The organism is Streptacidiphilus sp. PAMC 29251, assembly GCF_054208735.2.
On the sequence record NZ_CM135725.2, the window covers coordinates 389,233 to 415,359 of the forward strand.

The 26,127-nt window shown below is 71.3% G+C and carries 17 protein-coding genes, 1 tRNA gene and 1 pseudogene; 12 read left to right on the forward strand and 7 right to left on the reverse strand.

Annotated features, from left to right (window positions below; all coding sequences use genetic code 11):
• Nucleotides 1-152: 152 nt before the first annotated feature.
• The 4 genes and pseudogenes from ACXKR8_RS02050 to ACXKR8_RS02065 form a co-directional block, all read right to left on the reverse strand.
• Nucleotides 153-3,197, reverse strand: a pseudogene (locus ACXKR8_RS02050) (error-prone DNA polymerase); the annotation flags it as partial.
• Nucleotides 3,190-4,644, reverse strand: coding sequence for a DNA polymerase Y family protein (locus ACXKR8_RS02055; protein ID WP_458271173.1), 1,455 nt, complete (start codon nucleotides 4,642-4,644; stop codon nucleotides 3,190-3,192). The gene ACXKR8_RS02055 and the pseudogene ACXKR8_RS02050, both read right to left, overlap by 8 nt.
• Before the next feature lie 80 nt (nucleotides 4,645-4,724).
• Nucleotides 4,725-5,384 carry a hypothetical protein gene (locus ACXKR8_RS02060; RefSeq protein WP_458271174.1) on the reverse strand — a complete coding sequence of 220 codons (660 nt, stop codon included), beginning with the start codon at nucleotides 5,382-5,384 and terminating at the stop codon, nucleotides 4,725-4,727.
• A gap of 179 nt (nucleotides 5,385-5,563) precedes the next feature.
• Nucleotides 5,564-5,842: a hypothetical protein gene (locus tag ACXKR8_RS02065; RefSeq protein ID WP_458271175.1), complete on the reverse strand. Its 279-nt coding sequence runs from the start codon at nucleotides 5,840-5,842 to the stop codon at nucleotides 5,564-5,566.
• A 397-nt stretch (nucleotides 5,843-6,239) separates the two neighbouring features.
• Between ACXKR8_RS02065 and ACXKR8_RS02070 the strand changes: the two genes are divergently transcribed.
• From ACXKR8_RS02070 to ACXKR8_RS02080, 3 genes are all read left to right on the forward strand, one after another.
• Nucleotides 6,240-6,590, forward strand: a complete 351-nt coding sequence (locus tag ACXKR8_RS02070) for a hypothetical protein (protein ID WP_462100246.1) — start codon at nucleotides 6,240-6,242, stop codon at nucleotides 6,588-6,590.
• A gap of 6 nt (nucleotides 6,591-6,596) precedes the next feature.
• A complete protein-coding gene (locus tag ACXKR8_RS02075) occupies nucleotides 6,597-6,719 on the forward strand; it encodes a hypothetical protein (RefSeq protein WP_462100247.1) in 123 nt (40 codons plus the stop codon).
• 68 nt (nucleotides 6,720-6,787) lie between these two features.
• Nucleotides 6,788-7,408, forward strand: a complete 621-nt coding sequence (locus tag ACXKR8_RS02080) for a PDDEXK family nuclease (RefSeq protein WP_458271177.1) — start codon at nucleotides 6,788-6,790, stop codon at nucleotides 7,406-7,408.
• A gap of 51 nt (nucleotides 7,409-7,459) precedes the next feature.
• Here the strand turns inward: ACXKR8_RS02080 and ACXKR8_RS02085 are convergent, their stop codons facing one another.
• On the reverse strand, nucleotides 7,460-8,953 hold the full coding sequence (locus ACXKR8_RS02085) for a hypothetical protein (protein ID WP_458271178.1): 1,494 nt from the start codon (nucleotides 8,951-8,953) through the stop codon (nucleotides 7,460-7,462).
• 134 nt (nucleotides 8,954-9,087) lie between these two features.
• Between ACXKR8_RS02085 and ACXKR8_RS02090 the strand changes: the two genes are divergently transcribed.
• The 5 genes from ACXKR8_RS02090 (at nucleotide 9,088) to ACXKR8_RS02110 (ending at nucleotide 17,200) form a co-directional block, all read left to right on the forward strand.
• The gene (locus ACXKR8_RS02090; RefSeq protein WP_458271179.1) at nucleotides 9,088-9,633 is read left to right on the forward strand and encodes a hypothetical protein; all 546 of its coding nucleotides are present in this window, start codon (nucleotides 9,088-9,090) and stop codon (nucleotides 9,631-9,633) included.
• Nucleotides 9,596-14,167: an SDR family NAD(P)-dependent oxidoreductase gene (locus ACXKR8_RS02095; protein ID WP_458271180.1), complete on the forward strand. Its 4,572-nt coding sequence runs from the start codon at nucleotides 9,596-9,598 to the stop codon at nucleotides 14,165-14,167. The genes ACXKR8_RS02090 and ACXKR8_RS02095 overlap by 38 nt, the downstream gene beginning before the upstream one ends.
• Entirely contained in the window at nucleotides 14,151-16,064 is a 1,914-nt protein-coding gene (locus ACXKR8_RS02100; protein ID WP_458271181.1) for a non-ribosomal peptide synthetase, read from the forward strand. The genes ACXKR8_RS02095 and ACXKR8_RS02100 overlap by 17 nt, the downstream gene beginning before the upstream one ends.
• Nucleotides 16,065-16,754: 690 nt before the next feature.
• The gene (locus ACXKR8_RS02105) at nucleotides 16,755-16,955 is read left to right on the forward strand and encodes a chaplin (protein ID WP_458271182.1); all 201 of its coding nucleotides are present in this window, start codon (nucleotides 16,755-16,757) and stop codon (nucleotides 16,953-16,955) included.
• 174 nt (nucleotides 16,956-17,129) lie between these two features.
• A tRNA-Cys gene (locus tag ACXKR8_RS02110) sits at nucleotides 17,130-17,200 on the forward strand.
• On the opposite strand, the gene ACXKR8_RS02115 is transcribed toward ACXKR8_RS02110, so the two are convergent.
• Complete coding sequence (locus ACXKR8_RS02115; protein ID WP_458271183.1) at nucleotides 17,200-17,403, reverse strand: transposase; 204 nt, start codon at nucleotides 17,401-17,403, stop codon at nucleotides 17,200-17,202. The genes ACXKR8_RS02110 and ACXKR8_RS02115 overlap by 1 nt on opposite strands.
• A gap of 297 nt (nucleotides 17,404-17,700) precedes the next feature.
• Between ACXKR8_RS02115 and ACXKR8_RS02120 the strand changes: the two genes are divergently transcribed.
• From ACXKR8_RS02120 to ACXKR8_RS02130, 3 genes are all read left to right on the forward strand, one after another.
• Nucleotides 17,701-18,336, forward strand: coding sequence for a peptidoglycan-binding domain-containing protein (locus tag ACXKR8_RS02120; protein ID WP_458271184.1), 636 nt, complete (start codon nucleotides 17,701-17,703; stop codon nucleotides 18,334-18,336).
• A gap of 519 nt (nucleotides 18,337-18,855) precedes the next feature.
• Nucleotides 18,856-19,632: a peptidoglycan-binding protein gene (locus ACXKR8_RS02125; protein WP_458275280.1), complete on the forward strand. Its 777-nt coding sequence runs from the start codon at nucleotides 18,856-18,858 to the stop codon at nucleotides 19,630-19,632.
• Nucleotides 19,629-20,540 carry an XRE family transcriptional regulator gene (locus ACXKR8_RS02130; protein ID WP_458271185.1) on the forward strand — a complete coding sequence of 304 codons (912 nt, stop codon included), beginning with the start codon at nucleotides 19,629-19,631 and terminating at the stop codon, nucleotides 20,538-20,540. Before ACXKR8_RS02125 ends, ACXKR8_RS02130 begins: the two co-directional genes overlap by 4 nt.
• A gap of 59 nt (nucleotides 20,541-20,599) precedes the next feature.
• On the opposite strand, the gene ACXKR8_RS02135 is transcribed toward ACXKR8_RS02130, so the two are convergent.
• Nucleotides 20,600-21,391 (reverse strand): ricin-type beta-trefoil lectin domain protein, encoded by a 792-nt coding sequence (locus tag ACXKR8_RS02135; RefSeq protein WP_458271186.1) that lies wholly within the window; start codon nucleotides 21,389-21,391, stop codon nucleotides 20,600-20,602.
• Between the two features lie 594 nt (nucleotides 21,392-21,985).
• Between ACXKR8_RS02135 and ACXKR8_RS02140 the strand changes: the two genes are divergently transcribed.
• Nucleotides 21,986-26,080 carry a golvesin C-terminal-like domain-containing protein gene (locus ACXKR8_RS02140; protein ID WP_458271187.1) on the forward strand — a complete coding sequence of 1,365 codons (4,095 nt, stop codon included), beginning with the start codon at nucleotides 21,986-21,988 and terminating at the stop codon, nucleotides 26,078-26,080.
• The last annotated feature ends 47 nt before the right edge of the window (nucleotides 26,081-26,127 follow it).

The following is a 26,127-nucleotide window of genomic DNA, read 5'->3' on the forward strand; positions in this document are numbered from 1 at the left end:
GGAACTGGGTTTGCCGCGCCGGTGCGGGCGCGCGGCCGCGGAGTGGATAAGCGGCGGCCGCGGCGGCGGGACCGGGGCCCTTGGCCGCCGAAGGGGCGGACCCGGTCGACCACGACGTTGACGGTGGCGCCGGAGCGCTCGAGGTAGCCGTCGAGCAGGACGAAGGCGGAGTCGAGCAGCGGTTGGTGAAAGCGGGTCCAGACGTGCGGCTGGAAGACCAAGTTGATGGTTCCGCTCTCGTCCTCCAGGACCCCGAAGGCGACGCCGCGCGCGGTGGGCGGGCGCTGGAGGTACTTGGCCTGGCCGCCCAGGCGCACCGGGGTGCCGTTGACGAGCCCGTGCGCGGTGGCGGCGGTCAGGGCGCGGGCGTGCTGGAGCTGGGGGCGCAGGTGGTGGACCGGGTGGTGGCGGGCGCTGGAGCCGGTGGTGCGGATGTCGGCCGCGGTCAGGTCCGCGCTGGTCATCGGCGGCAGTGCGGGTGCGGGGGTGAGGTGGCCCAGGCCCGGCAGCGGGTCCTGGTGTCCGTGGACCAGGGAGGCGGCGGTCCACAGGATCTCGCGGCGGCTGGCTCCGAAGGCGTCCAGGGCGCCCGCGGTGGCGAGGGTCTCCAGGGCGCGGGCGCTGAGGCGGGTGCGCGCGGCCAGGTCGGCCAGGTCCGCGTAGGGCTGGTGGTCCACGATGCGCTGGGCGGCGTCCGTGCCCAGGCCCTCGATCCGGCCCAGCCCCAGGCGGATCGCCAGATGCCCAGCGGCGGACTGCGGATCGGGTTCCAGGCCGGCGCGGACGGCGGAGCGCTGGACGTCGGCGCCCAGCACCGTGATGCCGCGGGCCTTCGCGTCCTGGATGAGGGTCTGGTCGTCGTAGAAGCCCATCGGCTGATGGGCCAGCAAAGCCGCCGCGAAAGGTGCCGGATAGTATTTGCGGAGCCAGGCGCTGGCGTAGACGAGGTGAGCCATCGACTGGGCGTGCGAGGCCGGGAAGCCGTAGTTGCTGAATGCTTCAATCATTCCGCAGATCTGTGTTGCCGCGTCCTGCCCGATTCCCTTTTCTGCCATTCCTTCGAGGAGTCTTGCGCGTAGCTGCCCGACTTTTTCCGGGGCGTGTTTGGCGGCCATGGCCTTGCGGAGCCGGTCGGATTCCCCGGGCGTGAACCCGGCGCAGTCGATAGCGAGCTTCATCGCCTGCTCCTGCCAGAGAGCGACGCCCAGGGAGTCCTCCAGCGCGGGGCGGGCGAGGGGGTGGGGGTAGGTTACTTCTTCCTGGCCGGAGCGCCTGCGCAGGTAAGGATGCTTGGATCCGGCCTGAATAGGGCCGGGCCGGATAATGGACACCGCGACCACGAGGTCCTGGAAACTCCGCGGCTTCAAAAGAGGCAATGTCGATATCTGAGCACGACTTTCGACCTGGAAACATCCGATGGTATCCGCACGGGCAATCATGGCGTATACCGCAGGATCGTCCGCCGGAATACTTGCCAGATCAATGCTGACGCCGTAGTGCTTGGACACCAGGTCGCAGGACGTGTGCAGCGCGGAAAGTATCCCCAATCCGAGGATATCAATTTTTACCAATTTCGCGGACGCGCAGTCGTCCTTGTCGCCCTGGAGAACCGACCGGCCCTCCGCGGTCGCCCATTCGACCGGCATGACGGTTCCGATCGGCTCACGGGTCAGCACCATCCCTCCGCTGTGGACGCCGAGGTGGCTGGGGAGGGTGTGGAACTGCGCGGCGAGTTCGCGGACGTCGGCGGGAAGGTCTGCTTCGGGCCCGGGCGGCTCGTGGTGGATGTGACGGGTCATCACGGCGCGCCGCGCCGGGGGGTAGCCCAGGGCCCGGGCGGCGTCCTGGACGGCCAGCCGCGGCTGGTAGCTGATGACGTTGGCCACCTGGGCGCAGTGGTCACGGCCGTACTTCTGGTACAGAAATTGGATCACCTTCTCGCGCGGGGCCCCGTTCTCGAAGTCGATGTCAATGTCGGGCGGGTCGCTGCGCTCCATGTGGAGGAAGCGTTCGAAGAGCAGGCCGTGCGACAGGGGTTCGACCTGGGTGATGCCCAGGACGTAGCAGGTGATCGAGCTGACGGCGCTGCCGCGGCCCTGGCACCACACGTTCTCGGTGGCCGCGAACCGCACGATGTCGTGGACGATCAGGAAGTACCCGGGAAGGTCCAGCGCCGTGATCACCTGGAGCTCGCGTTCGAGCTGCTCCCAGGCCCTGCCGGCCGCCGGGTCGGCGCGGTGTCCGTAGCGGCGTTCACAGCCCTCCTCAGCGAGGCGGCGCAGCCACGACGCCTCGTCGTGGCCTTCGGGGACCGGGAAGCCTGGCAATGTCGGGCGCAGTTCGTCCAGGTCGATGGTGCAGTCCCGGCCCAGCGCCACGGTGGTCTCCACGGCTGCGGGGTAGCGGCTGAACCGGTGCTGGATCTCGGTTCCGCTGCGCAGGTGGGCGGTGGGGGCCGGCATCAGGTGGCCGGCCGCGGCCGCCAGGTCCTGGCGGTGGCGCAGCGCGGCCAGGGCCTGGGCGAGCCGGGCCTGGCGCGGTGAGGCGTAGTGGACCGCGCCGGTGGCCACGACCGCGGTGCCGGTGCGGTGGGCTGCGGCGAACAGGGCGTCGTTGCGCAGGTTGTCCAGCGGCAGGTGGTGGTCGATCAGCTCGGCGTGGACGCTGCCGGAGCCGAAGACGGTGCCCAGGGCCTCCAGGCGGCGGGCGAGGACGGCGACGTCGTGCTCGTCGGGGTCCTCGGGGCAGCCGGTCAGCACCGCCCAGTGGCCGCCGGTCGCGGACTGGGCGAGCAGGTCAAGCTCGTAGCGCGGGGCGCCCTTCGTCCCGGCCAGTTGGGCGGCGCTGATCGCGGCCGACAGGCGGCGCCATCCCTCCAGGGAGCGGGCCAGCACGACCGGCCGCCCCAGGCCCAGGTCGGTGGGCAGGGAGAGCTCGGCGCCGTAGACGGTGCCGACGCCGTGCTCCCGGGCGGCCTCGGCCAGGCGGCGGGCCCCGTACAGGCCGTCGCGGTCGGTCAGCGCCAGGGTGGTCACGCCAAGTGCGGCGGCCTCGGCCACCAGGGCGGCCGGGTCGGAGGCTCCCTGCTTGAACGAGAACGTCGAGTGCACGTGGAGCTCGGCCCACGGCACTTCCTGCGGGCGGGCGGGGGCCGGTGCGCGCACCAGGTGCAGGGCGGGGCGGTTCTGGTCAGCCATAGCGGGCCTCCGCCGACCAGTGCCGGTCCCGGGTCTGGATCAGCCAGGCTCCGTCGCGGGTGGTGACCTGCATCCGGGCCAGGCGGCGGCCGTGGTCGCGGTCCCACCACTGCTCGATCACCGGCCAGGGCCCGGCCCACCCTGTGACCTTGCCGGCGCTGTGCCCGGTGACTGCCAGGCGCTGCGGCGGCGCGGACAGGGCGATACGGGCGGAGACCTCCACGCTGGCGCCGGCCGCGTCCTGGAGCTGGGCGGGCAGCGGCGGGGTGTAGATCTCGGCTGGGTGCGGGGCGGGCAGCCGCCCGGGCCACGGTCCGTCGGGTTCGGTCGTGTCCGCCAGGTCGCCGAAGGGGATCCGGCGCTCGCGCTCGCCCGGACTGCGGCCGCCGCCGAGTTCGACGCGCACCGCGCCGTGGTGGCCCAGCAGTGCCTGCACCCGGGCCGCCGCCTGCTCCAGATCCACCGGGGTGGCGTGGTCGCCGAAGAGCATGGCCTGCCGTCCGGTGGCCGCGCTGTACTGCTCCGGGCGCAGCACCAGGCCGGTGACCCCGGCAGCTTCGCCGTCGCCGGCGGCGGCCAGGTCGCCGTGGTCGGCCCAGGCACGCAGTTGGCCCCGGATGCGTTCGGCGACGGCGAGGGTTGTCAGCCGGCCCTCGTGGCGCCACAGGCGCTGCAGTCGCCTGCCGTCGGTGAGCTGGACCTCGACCTCGACGCGGGCGCAGACCAGGCCGGCGGCGGCCAGGTCCTGGTGCAGTCGCTCGGCCAGCGCCTTGCCGGCGAACGTCATTGCGTCCACGCGGGTCTCGGGGGGTTCGAAGTCGAGGGACACCGCGTGCTCGGCATGGGCGCGCGGGTCCAGGGGGCGTTCTTCCAGGGCGCGGGCGGCGCGGTGGGCGGCGACGACCTCGGGTCCGAAGCGGGCCTGGACGCGGTCGGCGGGCAGGGCGGCGAACGCCCCCAGGGTCGTGATGCCGAGCCGCTGCAGGAGATCGGACAGGTACGGCAGGCCCAGGACGCCGACCGGGTAGGGGGCGAGGAAGCGGGCGCTGGCGCCGGGCGGCACGATCAGTCCGCCCGGGGTCCGGGCGGCCAGGGCCGCGGCCAGGACGGTGTCGGCCACACCGGCCTGGACGGGATGGCCCAGGCCGGTGACGGCTGTGGCCAGCCGGTCGACCAGCGCCGGTTCGCCGCCCCAGTACCGGGCCGGGCCCCGGGCGGGCAGCAGGACCAGGCCGGGCCGCAGCACCTCCAGCCGCGCGGCCACGTCCTGCTCCAGGGCGCGCAGCACCGGCTCGAAGGCGCGGATCTCCGCCTCGATGTCGCGGTCGAGGACCATCAACTCAGTGCTGCGGGCCTGCGCGACGCGCAGCCTCATCCGGCGCCGCACCCCGGCCCGCCGTGCCGCCTGGGAGCAGGCCACGACCGTGTTGCCGGATACCACTGCCACGGCGGCGTCCTGCGGTACGCCGGTGGCGATGACCGGCCAGTCGGGTACCCAGCACACACTCCATCGGCCGCTCATCGAGGTCACCCGGCCACGGTCAGAGGGCTCGCGAGAGGTGAACGCCCCGCTTCGACCGGGGCCGGGGCCGGGGTGCCGTCCGGGCCCGGCAGCCAGGCCGTCGCGGAGCCGCCGTTTGCCGCTGCTCCCCGACCGGTGGCCACGATCTGGACCCGGCGGCGGCGCAGCAGGCCGTGGCCGGCCTGCACTCCCTCCCACGCTCGGGCGGCGACGCGCAGTCGGATCTGCGCGCCGTCCCACGGACCGGCGACCAGGACCACGGCGCCGGTGCGGCGCTGCAGAGCGGCCAGGCGCTGTCCGGTGCGCGGGGCGACGCGACCGGGGGAGGCCAGCAGCACCAGCGGCACGGCCTCCAGCAGGACGCCCAGGACCTGGGGCCAGTCGCGTCCGGGCCGGTCCACCCACAGGCCCCGGGCCAGGTCCAGGCCCGCGTCCACCGCCGCGGCGGCGCCAAGTCGAGGCAGGCCGACCGCGGCCCAGGTCCCCTCGGCGGCGGCGGGACCGGCGAGGGCGAGCAGGACCGGCAGGTCCGCGTCCTCGACGCTGACCGTGGTGCCGTAGCGCAGGGTGCCGCCGGGCAGCAGGGAGCGCAGCACGGGCGTGACCGGAAGACCTCCGGCAACACCCTGCTCCGCCATCCCGCGCTCCACCGAAACCGAACTCACCCCATGAGGATCGAACACATGTGCGGTTTAGTGCAAGCGGGACGTCGCAGGTCAGCGCGATGAGAATGTGACTGTTCACGCTGGTTGGCGGCTGTTCAGCGGAGTTGGCGAGTCCCCTCCCAGAGACCCTGGCCAGCCTCGGCAGGCTTGACTGGCCAGGGTTCGTCTCAGGGGGCGACTCAGACGAGCGCGAACGCGCCGTTCAACATGTCGACATCGTTGACGAGGCCGACAACGGATTGGTCGGCGATGTTGTTGGCGAGAGAGTTGCCGTTACTGCTGCCATGGTTGTTGACCGACCCTACGTTCCCGCTGTTGGCACCCAGGTTCTGGCTGCCAATCTGGATGGCTCCAATGGTGTCTCCGATGGAGTTGGCCGACGCGGGGACGGCGGCGGCGAGGACGGTGACGCCGACGACGGCCACCGCGCTGAGGACTTGATTGAAGATCTTGGTCATACACATCGAACGACTGCTACGCGCGAACGGACACGGGGCATACGGGAAACGGGTCACTGCCGAAGACAGCGCAACCAAGCACTCTCCGTGGCCAAGAAGCGGCATCCCCCGCCATCCATTGCGAACGGAGCCCGCCAACCCATGTGAACAAAACCCCACGTGAGCAGCGCAGCTGTATCGCCTCAGTCGCCATCAACCGTGAACGGTCACAGAGAACCGCGCCGAGCGGCCACGGCGCCGGCTCCCCAAGCTGCTGCGCACCGGGACCGCCACCCGGCCGCCCGAACTCCGTTGTACTGAGTGGAGAACCGTCAGAGTGCTGTGCTTGGCCTCAACACCCTTGGCCGCGCCGGGCGGTGGACGGAAGCCGATCGCCCCGTACCGAGGAGACCTGACCGTGGACCCCGAGACCATGTACGCCATCGACCTCGACAGCCCGGAGGTCGAGCTGGAGACGCAGGCATGGGCGGTGGACGTCGGCAGCCGCGCCCAGGTGGTCTTCACCGTGTCGCACCGGATCGAGACGTTCACCGCCGACGGCGGCCGCGGACCCGATCCCTATCTCCTCGGCCTGGCGGCCTCAGGGTGGGCGAGGTTCGACGACCTCCCCGGCTGGGCGGAGCCCGCAGACCGGTGGTCGGCAGTCCTGGACGTGCCGGCCGATGTGTTCACCGTGACCGGTCCGCACGGCGTCCTGTACGCCGGCACGCTGAACTCCTCCAAGGCATGGCGGCGCCTGGCCCGCTAGCACGGGGTGTTCCTCGCCCTGGCCGGTTCCATCTCGCAGCCCTCGGACGTCGCGGCCGCGGAGGAAGACGGCGAGATGTATGCCCTGCTCTGCCCGGTCACCCTGGATGCGACGACGGGCACAGGTTGATCAAGGAGGCCGGCGCGGGCTCGCCCTGCTGCGCGGGCCTTGTCAGTGCCCGGTCCGAGAATGGCCCGATGGATCTCGCCTACACGACATATCTGGGGCCGCCGTCGCCCTCCTTCCAGATCGTCGGCAAGCCGTGCGACTTATGGCCCCGGGAAGTGGACCTCGTCAGCTGGCTGATCACCCATCTCGACCAGCTCGGCGAATGCCTGGGCATGAAGCGTCTGGACTTCGTCGGCCGCGAGGTTCAGGTCGGTGAGCAATGGCAGGACGTCGACGTCACCGGCCGGGAAGTCTGGGTGGGCGCGCTGCGCATGGATATCGTCGCTCGTGACGAGCACGGCCGCACGGTGGTCATCGAAGCCCAACTCGGCAACAGCGACCACAAGCACCTGGGACAGCTGCTGACGTACGCCCGCGCAGCGGAGGCGGCGGTCGTGGTCTGGGTGGCGGCAGGGCGTGACTTCGACCCGCCGTTTCGGTACGACCACCTCGCGGCGCTGGCGGAACTCAACAACTGCTACGCCGGCCGTCGGGTGTTCCACGCAGTCGCGGCCAGCGTGGAGTCCGATATCCGGTCGCAGTTCATCGTGGAGGACACCCTGCGGCCGCGGCTCAACCTGGTCGACCTGGCCCCGGTGGAGGGCGGGTTCCGCTACGCGACCGACGCCCGGCCCCTTCACGGAGCATGACCCTCTGCCAGTCCCTCCCCGGCGCGCAAGTCGTCCGTACGGCCCGGGCACTCAGGACTGGCCCTCCTGGCCGGCGCCCGCTTCAGTTCCGGCCGACTGAAGGACACGGGAGAACACCTCGGTGCCGTCCAGCGCCTGGTCCGCTGCGTCGCCCGAGACTGAACGGGCCCGGACGGCGCGGAAGAACGTGTTGATCGGCTCGATGATCTCGGCACGCCGAACCGTCTCGGACAGCAGGGCGCTGTCCAGGAGCCCCGGCACGTCCTTGGCGCCGCTGCTGGCCAGGACCAGCCAGCGCAGGAGCGTCTCGGACGCGACCGCGCGCAGATCCTCGATCCGGACGCGTCCTGCGTCGATGTCGTCGCCGTGGACGTACTTGGAACGCTCGGTGTAGGCGTCCTTGACCAGCTTGGCCACCCGCTGGCGGTCCGTGTCGGTCTGCCACAGTGTCGCCGCGCGGTAGGCGACCTTACGGCTCAGGTCCAGGTTGTCCTCATCGGCCAGGAGCGCCTCCATCGCGATGACGTACTGCAGCAGCACCTCCTCGGCTTCGTCACCGGGGAGTTCCTTGGCGACCGTGCCCCCGTAGGTGCGGTGCGCTGCCCGGACCAGGTGCTGGGCGGCCCGGGTCAGCCGGCGCGCCCGCTTCTTTCCGGCTTTGCCGTTCTCGGCGAACACCTGCTGCATCCGGTCGACCACCTCCTTGCAAAAGACGGTGAACTCCCCGACGTCATCTGCGCCGACGCGGTAGTCACCGCAGTCGAACTCCTCCAGATCGTCGTCTTCGAGGTCGTCATCGGGGTGGTAGGTCATCCAGATGCTGGGAGAGCCCTGGTCCAGACGCACCCGCCGGCCCCGTTCAACCTGGTAGTTGGCCTGGATGCGGGTGAGCTCAGGGGACCACAGGAGCAGGGGCAGCAGCGGTTGCCAGTGCTCCGTCTCGGGGCGGGGCCGCACAACCAGCTGCGGGTTGAACGCCGGTGACGGGCCTCGCTCGGAGATCCGGTGCAGGAACGGAGCCCCGGCCAGCGGCTCCGCCGTGAGGTCGCCGGCCTTCAGGTGCGCCCTCAGGCCGGGGAACGGGTGCAGATCACGCAGCTCGGCCAGGGTGAAGGTCTGCAGGGTGTACTCCCCGATGGCCACGCGAGTGCCTTGCGGGAAGGTGGCCTCGATCAGGAGCCAGTCCTCCGCAGCCGGCCGCGGGCCTGCGCAGAATCGGGCGAACCCCTCAGCCACCTCCGCGGGGTCGATCGGCTCACCCTTGGTGAGCGCGCGGGCGAGGGAGCCGAGACCGCTGACATGCAGGAGCACCTGGTCGTCGATCGCCCAGCAGTCGTCAGATGGATCCCCGAGTCGGTAGCACAGGTCGTCCCGGTCGTTGGCCAACGCGACGGCGGTCACTGCGTGGCGTACCGGTGCCCACTCCGCTTGCTCAGCCAGGTGTTCCCATAGGAACCCCTCTCCACGGGGCGGCATGCCCTTGCTCACCAAGTGCTCCAGCCAGTCGCGAACGGCCCGCTGGATCTCTCCTGCATCCTCGCTCATGGCGCAACGCTAGTGCCGCCGAGGCCTTCACTTCCTCAGAATTCTTTCCAGCAACCGCAGTTAGGCTGTCGCCGCCGCATCACAGGCCTTGCCGCACAAGAGAGTGGTCCAGCCCCGATCGCTATCGTGTGCGGGTGAGCATCCCCGCAACTCCCTCGCCTTCAGGGGCCCCGGACCCGTTCAATGCTCTGACCATCGAACCCGACCTCGTCCAGGCGCTCATCGCCCAGGGGAAGCACGGTGAGCGTGCGCTGAACCTGCTGCGGGACGCCGCCAAGATCCTGTCCGAGCCGCAGACGTTCAGTGCACCGTACGAAGTGGCACAGACCTGCTGCCGGGGCGCCGTGGACAGCATCCTGAACATCGCAGGCCAGAACTTCCCGGGACTATTCTCGGCTCGACTCGAGGTAGCCGCCCGGGCCAAGGCGCTGGTCGATGCACCCGATCTTGAGGTCGGGGCACCACTGGAGCTGGGCGCGCTGACCCAGGCCGTCCAAGTCCTGCGGGAGGAGGAGAGCAACCGCGGCGGCTTCCGTGTGCGTCAGGTCGGCGCCCTGGTACGCAAGCACACTCAGCGGGAGATCGGCGCACCCGAGCCTCACCGGCCTCGCCGGGGTCGCCCCGACCGCGTCCGCCGTCCCGATGTTCTCCACGGTCGACAGAGCACGGCTGCGCGGTGACGAGCTCGACGCCGACTACTGGTTCCGCAACCTGCGCGGCCAGGTCCGGTTCGCCGAGACGATCACCGAGATGGTCTCGTACGGCTTCGACGCCTTCGTCGAGATCAGCCCGCACCCCGTCCTCACCGGCTCGCTCCAGGCCGTCCTCCAGGAGGCCGGCAGCAGCGCCCCGGTGAACGCGACCCTCAAACGCGACCAGGGCACCCGCGAGCGGTTCCTCGCCGCGGCCGCCGAGGCGTACGTCCAGGGCCACCCGCTGGACTGGACCCGCCTGCTGCCTGCGGTCCCCTCCCGCGCCGTGGCGGCCGCGGAGCTGCCCACCTACCCGTTCGAGCGCGAGCGGTTCTGGCTGGAGACCGAGGGCGTGGGCCGGGTGTCCCCCGCCGTCACCCCCGTCACCGCAGCCGGCCCGTCGACCGCCCGCCCGAGCTCCGTCGCGGACGGCGGCCACCCGTTCCTCCGCTCCGTCGTGGAGACGCCCGACGGCACGGTGCTGCTCACCGGTCGGCTGTCGGTCCGCAGCCACCCCTGGCTGATGGACCACCGCGTCGAGGACACCGCCCTGCTGCCCGGCACCGCCTTCATGGAGCTGCTGCTGACCGCGGGCCGCGAGGTCGGCTGCGAGCAGCTCGAGGAGATGGTGGTCAGCGACCCGCTGCTGCTGCCGATGGCCGGCACGGCCGTCGACATCCAGGTCGCCGTCGCCCCCGTGGACGCCCACGGCACCCGCGCCGCCAGCGTCCACTCCCGCACCGCTGCCGGAACCGGCTGGCTGCGCAACGCCGAGGGACTGCTCGGCGCCGCCCGCCCCGGTACGGACACGGTGGACCTGGCCGCGGCACCGGGCGCGACGGCGCTGCCCCCCGCCGAAAGCCTCTACCCGAGGCTGCACGGTCTCGGCTACGGCTACGGCGAGGCCTTCCAGGGCGTGCGCTCCGGCGAGCACCTGGGCGCCGACTGGGTCCGGAGCCGGGTCGAGCTGCCCGAGGCGGCCCTGGTGGACCACAGCGGTTTCGCCGCGCACCCCGCGCTGACCGACGCCGCCCTGCACGCCGCCGTGGCCTGCGGGCTGCTCGGCGAGCCGGAGCCCGGGCGGATCGCGGTCCCGTTCGTGTTCAACGGCGTCCGATCGCTCTCCGCGTCCGGCGCCGTCGCCTGCGAGGCGTTGGCCTACCGGGTCGGCCCGGACGCGATCGCGCTGACCCTGGCCGCGGCCGACGGCACCGTCCTGCTCGAAGTCGAGCGGCTGGTCGTTCGCGGCCTGGCCCTGGACGGGGCCGGCGCGGCGCCGGTCGATCTCGACCGCGCCGGTCTCTTCGCCACCAGCTGGCAGGAACCGGCCGGCGAGGCGCCGCAGGACGTGCGGTTGTGCGTGGTCGGCGGTGACGAGGGACCGCTGCCGGCCGCGCTGCGGGACGCCAACCGGGAGGGCATCTCGGTGGCCACCCTCGACGAGGCGATCATGATCGTCTCGTCGATCCCGGGGACCTGGCAGGTGGTCCTGGGCACCCCGGCATCCCGGCACGCCACGGTCGAGCAGGTGCACGCGTCCGCCGAACGGAACCTGGCCGCCCTGCAGACATGGCTCCGGGCCGAGGCCCTCACCGGCAGCGCGGTGCTGACCTTCGTCACGCAGGACTCCGTGGCCGTCCCGGGCGACGAGGCGTTCTCCCTCGCGGACAGCGCGGTGTGGGGCATGGTCCGCTCCGCCCAGACCGAATACCCGTGCCAGTTCCGGGTGGTGGACACCGACACCGTGGTGCCGGGCGCGACCGACGCCCTGCTCCGCGCCCTGCGGCGCACCGAGCCCCAGCTCGCCGTCCGCGGCGGCCGCGTGCTGATGCCCCAACTGACCCCGCACGCACCGGCCCGGGCACCCCTGCCCGAGTTGGGCGACGGCACCGTCGTACTCACCGGCGGCACCGGCACGCTGGGACGCGAGGTGGCCCGCCACCTGGTGACCGCGTGGGGAGTCCGGTCCCTGGCCCTGCTCAGCCGCAGCGGCGAACGGGCCCAGGGCACAGCCGGCTTCCAGAGCGAACTGGCCGGGCTCGGCGCCGACGTGCAGGTGTTCGCGGCCGACGTCGCCGACGCGCACGACGTGCGCCGGGTCCTCGCCCTGATCCGGTCCCGCGGACCGGTCGCCGGCGTCGTGCACGCCGCCGGTCTGCTGGACGACTCGATCGTCGCCAACATGACCCCCGACCAGCTGCACCGTGTGCTGCGCAGCAAGGTCGACTCGGCCTGGCACTTGGACGCGGCGACGCGCGAGGACGACCTGGGCTTCTTCGTGCTGTTCTCCTCCCTCTACGGCGTGCTCGGCGGCCCCGGCCAGGCCAACTACGCCGGTGCCAACAGCTTCCTGGACCAGTTCGCCGCCTGGCGATCCGCGCAGGGCAGGGCCACCCGCTGCATCGCCTGGGGTCTGTGGGCCGAGGCCACGGGCATGACCGGCCACCTCGACGAGGGCGACCTGCTGCGCCTGCGGCGCAACGGTGTCGCACCGTTCCCGACGGCCGACGGCCTGGCGCTGTTCGACGCGGCCGTGTCCGGTACCGCCCCGGCCCTCGTCGGCGCCCGGCTGGCGCTGCCGGACGCGGCCGGACCCGGGGCGGGCGAAGCGCCGTTCCTGCTGACCCGGCTGGCGGGGCCGACCAGGGGCGCGGGCAGCGGCCCGGCCGCCCGCGCCGCCGCTCCGGTGCGGACGGCCGCACCGGTCGCCGCACCCGCAGTCGCCGCCGCACCCGCCGCCTCCTCCGTGGGCGCCTCGGCGGAACAGCCGGGAGCCGCCGTGCTCGCGGTACTGACCTCCGCCGAAGCCTCGGCCGACCAGCGGCTGGTCGCCGCGGTCGGGCTGGTCAAGGAGTGCGTGGCCGGCCTGCTGGGCCTGAAGCCCGACCGGGTGGACCCGCAGCGCTCGTTCTACGAGATGGGCGTGGACTCCCTGACCTCCATGGAGCTGCGGGTCCGGCTCGGCCGGATCCTGGGCATCCGGCTCAGGGCCACCGCGGTCTTCGACCACCCGACCCCGGAAGCGCTGGCCCAGCACCTGGTCGACCTGTTCGGCCCGTCTGGACCGGGCGGCGGCGACCCGAGCCCCGAGCCTGCCCCTGGCAGCCCGGGAAATGACGGTGCGTCCGTAGCGGCTCCCGCCGCGGACGCGCCTTCCGGGACCGGGGCCGGGGCCGTCGCTCCGCAGCGGCCGTCCCGGGCCGACTCCCCGCCGTTCCCGCTCACCAAGCTTCAGGAAGCCTATGTCGCAGGCCGCGCCGGAGACTTCGAGCTAGGCAACGTACCGACGGTGCTGTCCGTCGAGGTCGACCTCACCGGTTTCGACGTACGGGCGGGCGAGCGCGCGTTCCGGCAGCTCGTGGACCGCCACGGGATGCTCCGCGCGGTGTTCGACCAGGCCGGCACCCAACGGGTGCTCGGTGAGGTGCCGGAGTTCCGCATCCCGGTCGAGGACATCCGCCGGCTCGGCGCCGACGAGCGGGCCGCCCGCCTCGCCGAGATCCACCAGGAGGTGACCACCCACACCTTCGACACGGCCCGCTGGCCGCTGGTCCTGGTCCGGGCGACCCACCTGGACGAGGCAGTCACCCGGCTCCACGTGGCTGTGGACGTCCTGGTCTCGGACGGCGCGAGCAGCACACTGCTGTTCAACGAGTGGGCCCGGCTCTACCGCGACCCGCAGGCCGCGCTCCCCGAGACGGGCCCGCCGTTCGCCCTGCACGTGGAACGGGCCGCGCAGTACCAGGCCTCGGCGCAGATCGAGCCCAGCCGCGCCTACTGGCAGCAGCGCGCGGCAGCCCTGCCACCGGCGCCGCGCCTGCCGTACGCGGTACCCCTGTGCGACGTCGGCCGACCCGCCTTCGGCAACCGCTTCATCAGGGTCGAGGCGCCGCAGTGGCAGCGGTTCAAGGAGAACGCGGCGGCGGCCGGCCTGACCGCCTCCGGCGCCGTCCTCACCGCCTACTGCCAGGTGCTCGCCCGCTGGTCCAGGTGCCCGGACTTCACGCTCACCGTCCTGGTCTCCCAGCGCTCGGCGTTCGCCGCGGAGGACATGTCCACGGTCGTCGGCAACTTCTCCTCCACCACGCTGCTTGAAGTGCACATCGACGAAGCGGCCCCGTTCCGCGAGGCCGGCGCGGGCATCCAGCGCCAACTGCTCCAGGACCTGGAGCATGTCGCCTACACCGGCCTCGACGTCCTGCGCGACCTGAGCCGGCTGGACGGGGAGGCCGGCCGGGCCCGGCTGCCCGTCGTGTTCAACAGCACCATCGGCGGCAGCCGACCCGCGCCCGGCGTCCCGCGCACAGTCGGCCCGGTGGGCGCCCTGTGCCTGCTCGGCGACACGGGGGCCCCGGTCTGGAGCGGGGTCCGCACCCCCCAGGTCGTCCTGGACCACCAGGCGTTCGAGGAGGACGGCGCGCTCGTCCTGAACTGGGACGTGGTCGAAGAGGTGTTCCCCGAGGGAGTCGTGGACTCCATGCTCGCCGCCTACGAAGGACTGATCCGTGACCTCTGTGACTGAGTCCGCCTGGACGCTGCCCGCGTGGACCGGGACCGCCGATGCCCTCCCGGCGGAGGCCGTCGACCCCGACCCCGTGGCCGCCCTCCCCGCGGACGCCCTGCTGCACCTGGCCTTCCTCGACCGGGCCGCCGCGACCCCTGAGGCCGTGGCCGTCATCGCCGCCGACCGGACCCTGACCTACGGCGAACTCGCCGACGAGTCCGCCCGACTCGCGGCGCTGCTGGCGGCCAAGGACCTCGGTCCCGAGCCGCTCGTCGCCGTCGCCATGGAGAAGGGCTGGGAGCAGGTCGTCGCCTGCCTCGGCATCCTGCGGGCCGGCGCCGCGTACGTCCCGGTGGACCCGCACTGGCCGGCCCGCCGCCTGACCGAGATCCTCGGCGCCGCCGGCGTCACCGAGGCGCTCACCCAACCCGGCCTCGCCGACACGGTGGCCTGGCCCGAGGGCCTCACGGTCAGCACCGTCGCGCCCCCTGCGGCGGACGCCCCGGCCGGTCCCGCCACCGAGGCGCCGGCGGTCGAGATCGCGCCCGGCGACCTCGCGTACGTCATCTACACGTCCGGCTCCACCGGCATGCCGAAGGGCGTGATGATCGAGCACGGACCCGCCGTCAACACCGTGCGGGACGTGAACCGGGAGCTGGGCTGCACGGCTGCCGACCGGGTGCTGGCCCTCTCGGCGCTGCACTTCGACCTCTCCGTCTACGACCTCTTCGGCCCCCTGTCGGCCGGTGGCGCGGTGGTGCTGCCGGCTCCCGGCGATGCCCGCGAACCCGCTGCCTGGCTGCGGCTCATGGCCGAGGCGGGAGTCACCGTCTGGAACAGTGTGCCGGCCCTGATGGCCATGCTCACCGAGTACACCTCGGCCGCCGGGCCGGCACCGCTGCCACCGCTGCGCGCGGTCCTGATGAGCGGCGACTGGATCCCGGTGGGCCTGCCGAACGAGGTCCGGGAGTTGTTCCCCGGGGCCCTGCAGTGGTCCCTCGGCGGCGCCACCGAGGCCTCCATCTGGTCCGTCTGGCACCCCATCACGCCCGCGGACGCCGACCTCGCCTCGGTCCCCTACGGCCGGTCCATGACCGGCCAGCACGTGTACGTCGGCGACGGACTGATGCGGCCCAGGCCCCGCTGGGTGCCCGGCGAGATCTGCATCGCCGGGGTCGGCCTGGCCCGCGGCTACCTTGGCGACGCCGAACGTACCGCGCGCAGCTTCGTCACCGACCCGGCCACCGGCGCCCGCCACTACCGGACCGGCGACTGGGGACGGCTGCTGCCCAGCGGCGAGATCGAGTTCCTGGGCCGGGAGGACATGCAGGTCAAGGTCGGCGGCCACCGCATCGAACTCGGCGATGTCGAGGCGGCGCTGCTGGCCTGCCCCGGCATACGCGGAGCGGTGGCCGCCGTGCGGGGCGACCGGCACCGCACGCGGCTCACCGCCCAGGTCCTCCTGGAGCCCGCGGCCGGCCACTCGGCCGATGACGTGAAGGCGCTGCTGGCCGAGCGGGTACCGGCGTACATGGTGCCCACCGCCGTCGCGGTCCTGGACGCGTTCCCGCTGACCCCGAACGGCAAGGTCGACCGCAAGGCGCTGGCCGCCGAGGCCGAGGGGCTCGCCGCCGAGCAGGCGGTCGAGCACCTGGTCGAGCACCCGGCCGACGCCGAGGAGGAGTTGCTCCTCAGCATCTGGCGGGGCTTCTTCGCCGACGCGCACCTCTCCGTCACGGACAACTTCTTCGAACTGGGCGGCGACTCGCTGCGCGCGGTACGCCTGGTGTCCGTCCTCCGCCGCGAGACCGGCGTGGAGCTGCCGGTGTCCGCTCTCTTCGGGGCGTCCACCGTGCGGGCCCTGGCACAGCGGCTGCGCGAGGCCCGGGAGGCGGCCCGGGACGGCTCCGACTGAACCGCCCCGGAGCCGGTCAGCACCGAACCGGCTCCGCGGCTGCGTTGGGGACGGTCAGTGTCCGGGACCGGCTGGCAGGTTGGGGCTCAGCGCGGGATCGGCGTTCTGTGCCGGGGACAGGGCCTGTGCCGGGAACCAGGCTCCGGCCGCCGGGTCGACACGCCCCCAGAGCGGGTCGAACAGGTTCTGTCCTGCGGCATCCTACGGCCATCCGGGCTGGGTGTAGGCCGAGTAGTCCCAGGTGTGCACGCCGCCGGCCGCGTCGCACTGGCCGTCGGACTGGCGGCTGTGGGGTTGCACCAGGCCTCGAGCTCCAGCGCGGTGGCGGTCGCCTCGCTCTGGTTGTAGGGCGCCTTCGTGCAGCCCTGCATGGTGTTCTGGCCCAGGCCGTGGTCCGGCTCCAGGTGCTGGAGTCGGAGAAGGTGGTGGGGTAGTAGTGGCTGGGGCAGTAGTCGGGGCGGTTGTAGGCCCAGTTGGACGGGTCGGTGATCATGGCGATGCAGCTGGAGATCCAGGACCCGTAGTCCTGGGACGCGGCGTCGGTCTGGAAGTTGGAGACGTTGGAAGAAGCCCCGCGCCTGCCGCACGCCTGCCTGCCTGCCTGCAGCAACCGGGAGGAGATGTTGCCGACCGCCTGCCAGTGGGAGTTGGTTCCGTCCTGTCCGGCAACGTTGTCCAGATCCCGTCGACGTGCCGGTCGACGTCTGCGGCAACTCCTTGAACCTCGTCGGAGCGCCCAATCCCGCCTTCGGCAACCGCTGCAGCAACCGCAGCCAGGACGGCGGCCACCAGCAGCACGGATCCGGCGGCGGGCACGCCACCGGCTGGCAGCACACCTGGCACCACGGCGACACCATGATGAGCGACAACCCCTGCGACACGCGGGACTGAGAGGCCTCCGGCAGCCGTCCCGGCGCCAGAACACGCCGCGAGCGCGAGCGCGACTGCGCCACGTGGCACGGACTGAGCCGGCCGCAGGCGCTGGCTGAACGGGTGAATGTCCCCGACGCACGGCGAGTCCGGCCCGCCGCAGCACAAGACAATCGTATGGTCAGGCTGTTGCCCGGTGGAGTGGCCGAGTGGTCAGGCAGCGGCCCGCAAGGCCGTACAGATGGGTTCGATTCCTATCTCCACCTCAAAGACAGACAACCAGGACGCATCCCCGCCCCGCCACATAGCGGGTGGGCACATCACGCCACGGTGCACCAGTCCGCGTCCGCCGGCGTATGCCGTTGATCAGCTGCCGCTTGGACCAGACCGGAGGCCGCCCGGCTTCCGGCCCACCGGCAACAGCGACTCCAGCCTGGCCCAGTGCTCGCTCGTCAGATCTCCACACCATAAGTGGATCATGACAGACCTTGATCAACTCATGAGACGGACCCTAGCTCCACCCTCCGGCGGCATCCGCCCGACGAACCAGTACAGGCGTCCTCAGCTGACCCGCGGAACCGCCAACTGCGACACATCGGGCCTGCTCAGGCCACCGACGACCCGCAGTTTCGTCAAAATCCGCCGCCTCGTTGTCCAGGGTCGAGCCGCTCCCGCATCATCGGCGCAGCGACGACCCACCGCCTGGCGCGCTGTGCCTCAGGGGCCCCGTCCGCTGCTCCCGCTCCATCCACCCGAAAGGCCCGTCGTGATAAAGAAGATCGTCGGCATGTGTCTGCTGTCCTCGGCACTCGTCCTCGCAACGGCACCGCTCGCTGCTGCGGCACCTGCCCCCATCAGCTACAACAGCCCCTCGTGCCCCACCAGTCTGACGTCCGGCGAGGACGACGGTTGCGTCACCTTCCTCCAGGAGTCCTTGAACGATCTCGGCTTCGGACTGAGTGTCGACGGCGACTTCGGCGCGCACACCTTGGCTGCGGTCAAATGGGTGCAGACCAAGGCACACCTGGCGAACAGCTCCTTCTCGGTCGACGGACAGGTCGGGCCGCAGACCAAGCCGCAGATCCTCTTGGACGCGGGCTGGTGGGCCCAGGACGGGTGCAACGCGACCATCGACGCGCACCCCAACTCCGGCACGGCTCAGGGCACGATCTACAACGACACGAACGGCTACACCTGCTCGGGCTTCCTGGAGACCTCCAACAACGGCGGAGCCAGCTGGAGCGAGGTCACCGGCATTTCCAGTGTCGCCCCCAACCCTCCCGCAGCCGGGGCGAGTTCAGTCACCACACCGGCGACTTCCGACACAGCCTCCCAACTGGTGCGCGTGTGCGCCTACGCCGGCAGCGCGGCCACCGAGTTCAGCTGCACCAACGGCTTCTGACGGGCCGTCCCGCACGGCCCCCGATCCGGTCCGCTGCTCCGCGTGGCAGGCGACTGCCTGCACACCCTTGCGTTGACCGGTGAGCAAGCCCTGAGCCGCTGCCTCCCCTTGGCACCCGCACCGCAGGGTGATCACGCTACAGCGACGTGACCACCCTGCGGTCCTCATCGCGGTCCGCGCGTGGATCCGGTCAGGGGGTTGGTCGCCGTCGGCATTGCGTGGTCGGACTCGTGGGACTTGTACACCCGACAGGGCGGGGAACGCGCCCCTCGCGCTCGGCGATCCGTGCGTCCCGTGGCCGTCCGATCGACCTCTCCAGGGCCGGATCCCACGGGACGTCACCGCCTGCAAGCAGGGAATACTCCCGACGGCACCGAACCGGCTAGAGCGACGGCCACGAAGCCCCTAGTATCTCCCCTGGAGAGCCAGGGAGAGCCCTCCGACAATGGCAAACGTAGGGGAGAAATGGCACGGTGGCGGGCTCTGCCTGCCGGACTCGATCCGGCGGTGGCTCAATTGGTGATTCAGCTGCGCGAGCTCAAGGACGCCAGCGGGCGCACCCTTCAGGAGCTCGCCGACGACACCGGATACAGCTCGTCGTCGTGGGAGCGCTATCTGGGTGGCCGGTCACTGCCGCCCCGCGCCGCCGTGGAGGCCTACGCGCGGAGCGCGGGCGGAGACACCGTACGACTGCTGGCCATGTTCGACATGGCCGCGGACGCCTGGCAGTCGCAGCGACCGGTCATCCCGGACGCTGAGACATCGGACGAGCCCGCAGGCCCGTCGGCAGCCGGGACGGACGCGACGCCGGGCGAGACCGACACCGGAGCCCCTGACGCCGGAGCCGCGGCAGACCCCGGACCGGACACCACCGTGCGCCGCCGACCCGCCGGATGGCGCCGAGCCGTCACGCTGGGCGGCGCAGTCGCCCTGGGCGCTGTGATCACGCTGCTGGTCGTCCAGCCCAGCGCGGGCGTGGTCGCCTGCGCGCCCAAGCCCACGCCCACGCCCACCGTCCACAAGGCGGTGGCCTACAGCTGTACGTACAGCCGCCGTGCGGGCCTGTGGTACGCGGGCAACAGCAGCACCAACACCCAGCAGATCGTGGTGGACATGTCCGGGCCGACCGTGGCCGAGTTGCAGTGCCTGCTCCAGCGTGCGGGAATCACACCCGGCGGGATCGACGGAAACTTCGGGCCGCTGACCGAGTACGCGGTCATCCAGGCCCAGAAGAAGTGGCAACTGGACGTCGACGGCCAGGTGGGGCCGCACACCTGGGCGGCCCTGCGCCGATGACCTCAGCAGACTTCCTCAACCGAGGGCCGTGTTCACGCTTGGCGGCCGAACTGCGCCTCCTTCGCGAGCGCTCCGGTCTGACCATCGCCGCGCTGGCTGAGGAGTCCGCCTACAGCAGGTCCTCGTGGCAGCGGTACCTCAGCGGTTCCGCGCTCCCACCCTGGCTCGCGGTGCGCGCGCTGTGCCATCTCGCCGACGAGCCTGAGCCGCGCATTCGGGCCCTGTGGGAACTGGCCGAGGGAGCCTGGAGCGGCCGCGGAGCCGTGGCCCCCGCCCCGGCTGCGACTCCCACACCGGCTCCCGCACCGGTGCCCGCACCACAGTTGCCGTCCGTCGCCGTGGGCCTCCCCGCCCCGCCGCCGATGGCGGACGGCATCGTCGTCGTCGAAGAGCCCCGCCGCTTCCGACGCGGAGCGTGGGGCGGGGCCCTCGCGGGCGTGCTGCTCCTGGCCGCCACCCTCGGGGCCGCGGCGGGCCGCGACCATCAGGCCGACGTCCACGCGTCCGTGCGGCCGTCCGGCACGTCCAGCGCATCGGGATTCCACGTCGGCTGCGTCGGCGGCGCCTGCAACGGCCTCGACCCGCAGAACACGCTGTGCGGCGTGGAACCACAGACCCTGCTGCATCAGGTGATCCCTGGTGGGACCGGGCTTGAGGTGCGGTACAACCCCCTGTGCCGGTCGGTGTGGGCACGCATCTGGAACACTCGACTTGGTGACGTCCTCACGCTGTCCGAGCCCGGCGCGCCCACGCAGAAGGTCTCCGTCAAGGACCCGCACGCGCTCGACGCATTCGCCTACACCCCGCTGCTTGCCCTCGCCCCTGGCGGCACGAGTCTCAAGGCGTGCCTGACCACGCCCGTGCCGCCCACCACCACCTGCTTCGATGTGCCGTCCCCGGAGCGGTGACGTCGTACGGCCGTCGGCGGATCGGCCTGAGCGGTGCCGATCCGCCGGACGTGATGTCGTCAGTCGGCCGAGTACGCCCATGCCTGCTGCTGGGTGCCGTTGCAGACCCAGGTCTGGATGACCTGGCCGTTCGTGCTCTCGGTATTGGTGTCAGCGTCCAGGCACTGGTTGTCCCCGGCGTTGACGATCTGGCCCTGCGAGTTCCCGGTCGTCCACTGCTGGTTTTTCCACCCGTTGCAGCCGTAGGCGCCGACTACCTGTCCGTTGTGGCCGGCGGTCCCGCTGTCGGCGTCGAGGCACTCGGCGTCCTGCTGGTTCACGACGATGTACCGGCCGCTGTGCAGGGGCACCGGGTACCAGCGCCAGTTCTGGTTGGACCCACCGGTGCAGGTCCAGCCCCAGGCCTTCTGCGGGCTCTGCCCGGACTGGGCGGAGTCGGCCTCCAGGCAGCTCAGGAATCCGCGGTCCTCCAGGTGCTGGATCGTGGTGACCTTGCCGCCCTGGACGCCCTTGGCGCCGTCGCTGAGGATGGCCGACCGGGTGTTGAACCCGACCTGGCCGTCGGCGGTGTCGCCGGCCTCGGTCTGGAAGACCTTGACCGCGGCCAGGGTCTGCGGACCGAAGTCGCCGTCGGCTGCCAGGTTCATGCCCCAGTCCTGAAGCCACTGTTGGAGGTCGGTGATGCAGCCTCCGCTGTCGCCCTCGACGATGTTGGAAGGGCAGGCCGAGGAGTAGAAGGGGATCGGCGCCGGAGTGCTGGCGTGCGCCTGCGGGGCCACGACGGCCATCAGCGCCAGGACGCCGGTCACCGCGGACAGTTGGGCTCCGAGTTGGGTCAGACGACGGGACATGGTGATGTTTCTCCGTATCTCTCGGTTCGGCCGGGGCCGGTCCGGATGGGATGGTGCGGGAACGCGCGCGTCGCCACGCTGTTCTCCTGTGCGGTCCGAGGCTCCGTCAGTTGATCGCGGTGCAGCACGGGACCAAGACTGTGCGGCGGGATCCACAGTCGCCAGAGCGACGGGGCAACTGCCGGATTATCGGGCAAGTGAGGGCCCTGAACTGCGGGAACTCACCGGTGATTGACGGAAGGGCGGGACTTCTCCCGGCGCCGGGGACGTCTCCTGCCGACGGCCGCCGTGCGACAGCCGGCTGGTGCCGCGGACAAGTCAGCGCGTCCCCTGCCCCTACACGCTCCCGGTGACCCGTCACTCCGTCATCACGGGGCGCCTACCCGCACGTCAGTGGCCCGGTGGCGTCGCCGGTGCGGCATCTGGGCCCAGCCCGTCGACCTGCCGGGACGCACGGCCCAAGCTGTGTCCGGGTCGCGGTCTCCGTACGAACCGGGACCGCGCCGACCCGGACACGGCCCCGGCCGATGTCATGGTCGTCCGGTCCGGTCCGTCCCTTTCCTGTCCCCACTCACATGCTCCCGGATGGGTGTGATGAAGAAAAAACGACTCCAGCGAAGGAGCGGCACAGCGCTGCTGGCCGTTGTCGGCCTGTCAGCGGGCTGCTTCGCCCTCCAGGGTCCAACCCAGGCCCAGGCCGCCCCGGCGCAACCCCGCCCAGCGGCCACCTCGTCGCACGCCTCGACCACGCAGCTCGCCCCGAGCACGCCCAAGCTCACGGCCCCCGGCCAGGTACTGGCCCCCGGATGGAAGTCCTCCAAGGACCGCGCGGTGGAGGTGATCGGCGATGACAACGGTCTCAACGTCATGGTCGCCGACGCCAAGGACGGATACACCTGGCAGACAGCGGCCTCCCTGTCCGAGCCGGGATTCGACAGCTCCCAGTGGATCGGCAACGCCTGCGTGACCGGCTCCGGCCGCTACGCGGCAGTCGTGTACGGGCCGTGGAGCTTCAGCAACAGCTCCGACGCACGGGATCGCGGGGGGTTCGCGGCGATCGTGGACCTGGACAGCGGTGCCGTACGCAAGTTGAACATCCTGACCAGCATGGCGTACTACAGTCCGGGCTGCGGCACCGGGGAGCAGGCGGCGTTCTCCGCCCTCGACGAGGATGCCACCGCCCCGACCTCCACCAGCATCACCCTGGTCAACGCCGCGACCGGCACTGTCCAACAGCACACCACCCTCACCGGTGAGGTCACCTCACCCGTTCCCTACGACGGGGGAGTGGCGGCAGCACTGGGCAACCGGGTGATCCAGGTGAACACCCACGGAGCGTCCTCGGTGCTGTCGGTCGAGAAGAACACTCCCCTGCGCCTGCACCCCGACGCCGACCACGGGCTCGCCTACGAGGTTCCGCAGGGCAAGCAGATCCAGGTCAAGCGCTACACACAGGGCCACTCGGTGGTCGTCACCACCGCAGCGGCCGGAGCCGTGCAACTCCAGGGCAGTGCGGGGCATGTCTACCTCGTCGGCCCCAAGGCCTCGACCGCGATCGCCGGCGCACGATCCGCGGGCGGTTGGCAGGCGGTGAACGGCAACGCCGAGGCGACAGCCTCCACGCTCGGACAGCTGCTGGTCACCGAGGTGTCCAACAAGACTGATCCGCAGTTCACCGGGGGGACTCCGACCGCACAGGCGGGGCGCCTGACAACGTCGGTGGCGCAGAAGGCCCAGCACCGGATCGCGATCCGGGCCACGGTCACCTCCACCGGCAAGGCCGTCTCCTTCACGGTGGACCCCTCCGCACGGGCGCCGCGCCAGGGAAGCACCGCCTCGCCCGCCCTCTCCCTCGCCGCCGCGGCACCGGCCAGTGCCAAGCCATCAGCCACCGTGAAGCCACCGGCCACCGCGAAGGCAGCCAGCCTGAGGGCAGCGGCCACCACCCCCGCCGCCAGCGTCGTCAATGCCGACGACAGCGCGGACCCCGCCAGAGTGACCTGGGATCCGGTGCGTGGTTGCGCGGTGGCGCGCAACGACCCGAAGATTCAGACGTTCCAGGCCAACGCCGCGCAGATCGAGTGGGCCGCGGACCTGGCCGTGCAGGGCCAGCTCACCACCCGGACCCGCGGGGTGAACTGGGAGGGATCGGGCATGCCGATCTCCTGGACCCCGCAGGGAATGTTCCCCCTGCGTCAGCTCGACGGCGGCGGAACGGTCCCCGCCCAGGTGCTGCTGGGCTTGCTGGCCCAGGAGTCGAACACCCTCCAGGCCAGCCCCCACGCGGTGGATTCGGTGACAGGCAACGCCAACCAGGGGGGCTTCTACGGCGGCGTCTCCACCTCCGGTCCCCCCGCTGGCACGACCTGGTCCTCCGTCGACTGCGGATACGGGGTCGGCCAGGTCACCACCGGGATGACGATCGGCTACACCGGCGCCATCGCCGACGCGAGCTCCTCCTACACGGTCGCCGAGCAGCAGCAGGCGATCGCCACGGACTACGCCTCGAATGTCGCCGCTTCCCTGAACCTGCTCATCGACAAGTGGAACCAGCTCTACACCGCCGGCGTCCTGGCCAACGGCGGCGACCCGGAGTACGTCGAGAACTGGTACTTCGCCCTGTGGGCCTACAACACCGGAGTCGAGCCGAGCGCGGCGTTCGGCAACACGACCGGGTGCGCCCCGGGGCCCAACTGTACGGACGGCGCCGGGAACTGGGGCCTGGGCTGGACGAACAACCCCGCCGACCCGACGTTCGCCGCGGATCGCGCGGACTTCACCGCGGGCTCCGACTACGACACCTCCCATCCGCAGTACTGGCCCTACCAGGAGCGGGTCCTCGGCTGGGCGGCCACCCCGGTGCAGCGCTACGACTACGCCACCGGCCAGTGGGTCAAGGCGTACGCCTCCGGTCTGTGGCAGACGCCTTCCCACCAGCCCGCTGAACCGGCCTACGAGTCGCTGTGCACCGCGGCCGACAGCTGTATCCCCAGCGCCGTTCCCGATGAGTCGGGCACGGCGGACTCCGCCGGAAAGTGCGCCCAGGCCAGCGGGCACTGCTGGTGGAACCAGCCGCAGTCGTGGACCAACTGTGCCTTGAACTGCGGCGTCGAGAAGATCACCTACACTGCGGCATCCGCCCGACCCTCGTTCACCGACATCTATCCGCCCGACGGCTGTACCTCCTCGGGCCTGCCGACGAACGCTGTCATCGTCGACACCACCGTCACCGCGGGTACCTGTAGCGGGACGCCCACCTGGCAGAGCCAGGGGACTATGTCCTTCTTCTTCCCGACGTCGGTGAACTCGGCCTGCACCTCCCAGTGCATCAACTACCAAGGGAAGATCGACTTCCATCAGATCGGCACCGGTCTCGGCGGACACGTCTTCTTCACCCACATGATCGACACGCCGACCGACGCCGGGACCTCTTACACCGACGACTCGATGACGGCTACCTGGGCCCCACCGAGCACCGTCTCCGGCTGGACCCGCATCAAGGTCCACATCCCCAGCAGCGGCGCGACCACCCGGATGGCCAACTACCGGATCAACCTCGGCGGCGGCCAGCAGCGCCACCGACTGGTCAACCAGTACCAGAATCAGAACACCTGGCTGGACCTGGGCTCCTTCGACCTGTCCGCCGGCGCGAGCGTCTCACTCAGCAACTACAACACCTACGCCGCCCACGGCGACGGCGGCGACGTGGCCTTCGACGCCGTCGCCTTCGTACCCACCGTCAAGCCCAAGGTCAACTACGTCGCCCTCGGCGACTCCTACGCCGCCGGTGACGGCCTGGTCCCCTACCAGTACGGCTCGAACACGGCGTACGCCGACGGCGCCAGCGACTACTGCAACCGCTCGGCAACCGAGGCCTACCCCGAGGAACTCAACTGGCCCGGCCTGTCCGGCACGATCGCCGGCGTCTCCACCGCCGACGGCGCCGCGAATTTCGCCTTCCTCGCGTGCAGTGGGGCCCAAACAGTGGACCTCACCGCCGGTGCGGTCGATCCCGGCAACACCTGGAACACCGACTGGGGCAGCGCAGCGGCCAACAGCGCGGACTTCGGCGAACTCCCGGAGATCGACGCGGCCGGATACCTCGATCCCGACACCACCCTGGTGACGATCAGCGTGGGCGGCAACGACGCCAGATTCTCTGACGTCCTCAGCGGATGCATAGAGACCCTGGACCCCTGCATCGACCCGGCCTACTACCTCACCCGCGGGAACGGCAGGGTCGACCCGCAACCCCTGATCACCTACGAGCCCGAAGTCATCACCGCCGAACAGAGCCATCTGCGGGCCGTGTACCAGGCTATCCACCAACAGGCGCCCAACGCCCGCGTCCTGGTCCTGGGCTATCCCCACCTGTTCCCCCAGGACACGACGATCCCCAACTGCGCCCTGCTTACCGACTCAAGCGCGGAGGCAGCCGCAGGCTGGATGAACACCATGTCCGACGACCTGAACGCCTCCATCAGCGACGCGATCAAGAGCACCGTCGCGGCGGACCCCGGCATGGACATCTCCTTCGTCGACGTGCGCCCCACGTTCAACGGCCATGAGGTATGCAGCGACGACCCCTGGCTCAACGGAGTCGTGATCAGCGGCGCCGGTGCCAGCTTCCACCCGATGGCCCCGGGTGATACCGAGGAGGCAGCCCAGCTCAACGCCCTCCTCAACTAGGAGCTGTTCGGGGTTCGGATCTCTTGTCGCGCGGGTTGCTGGTAGAA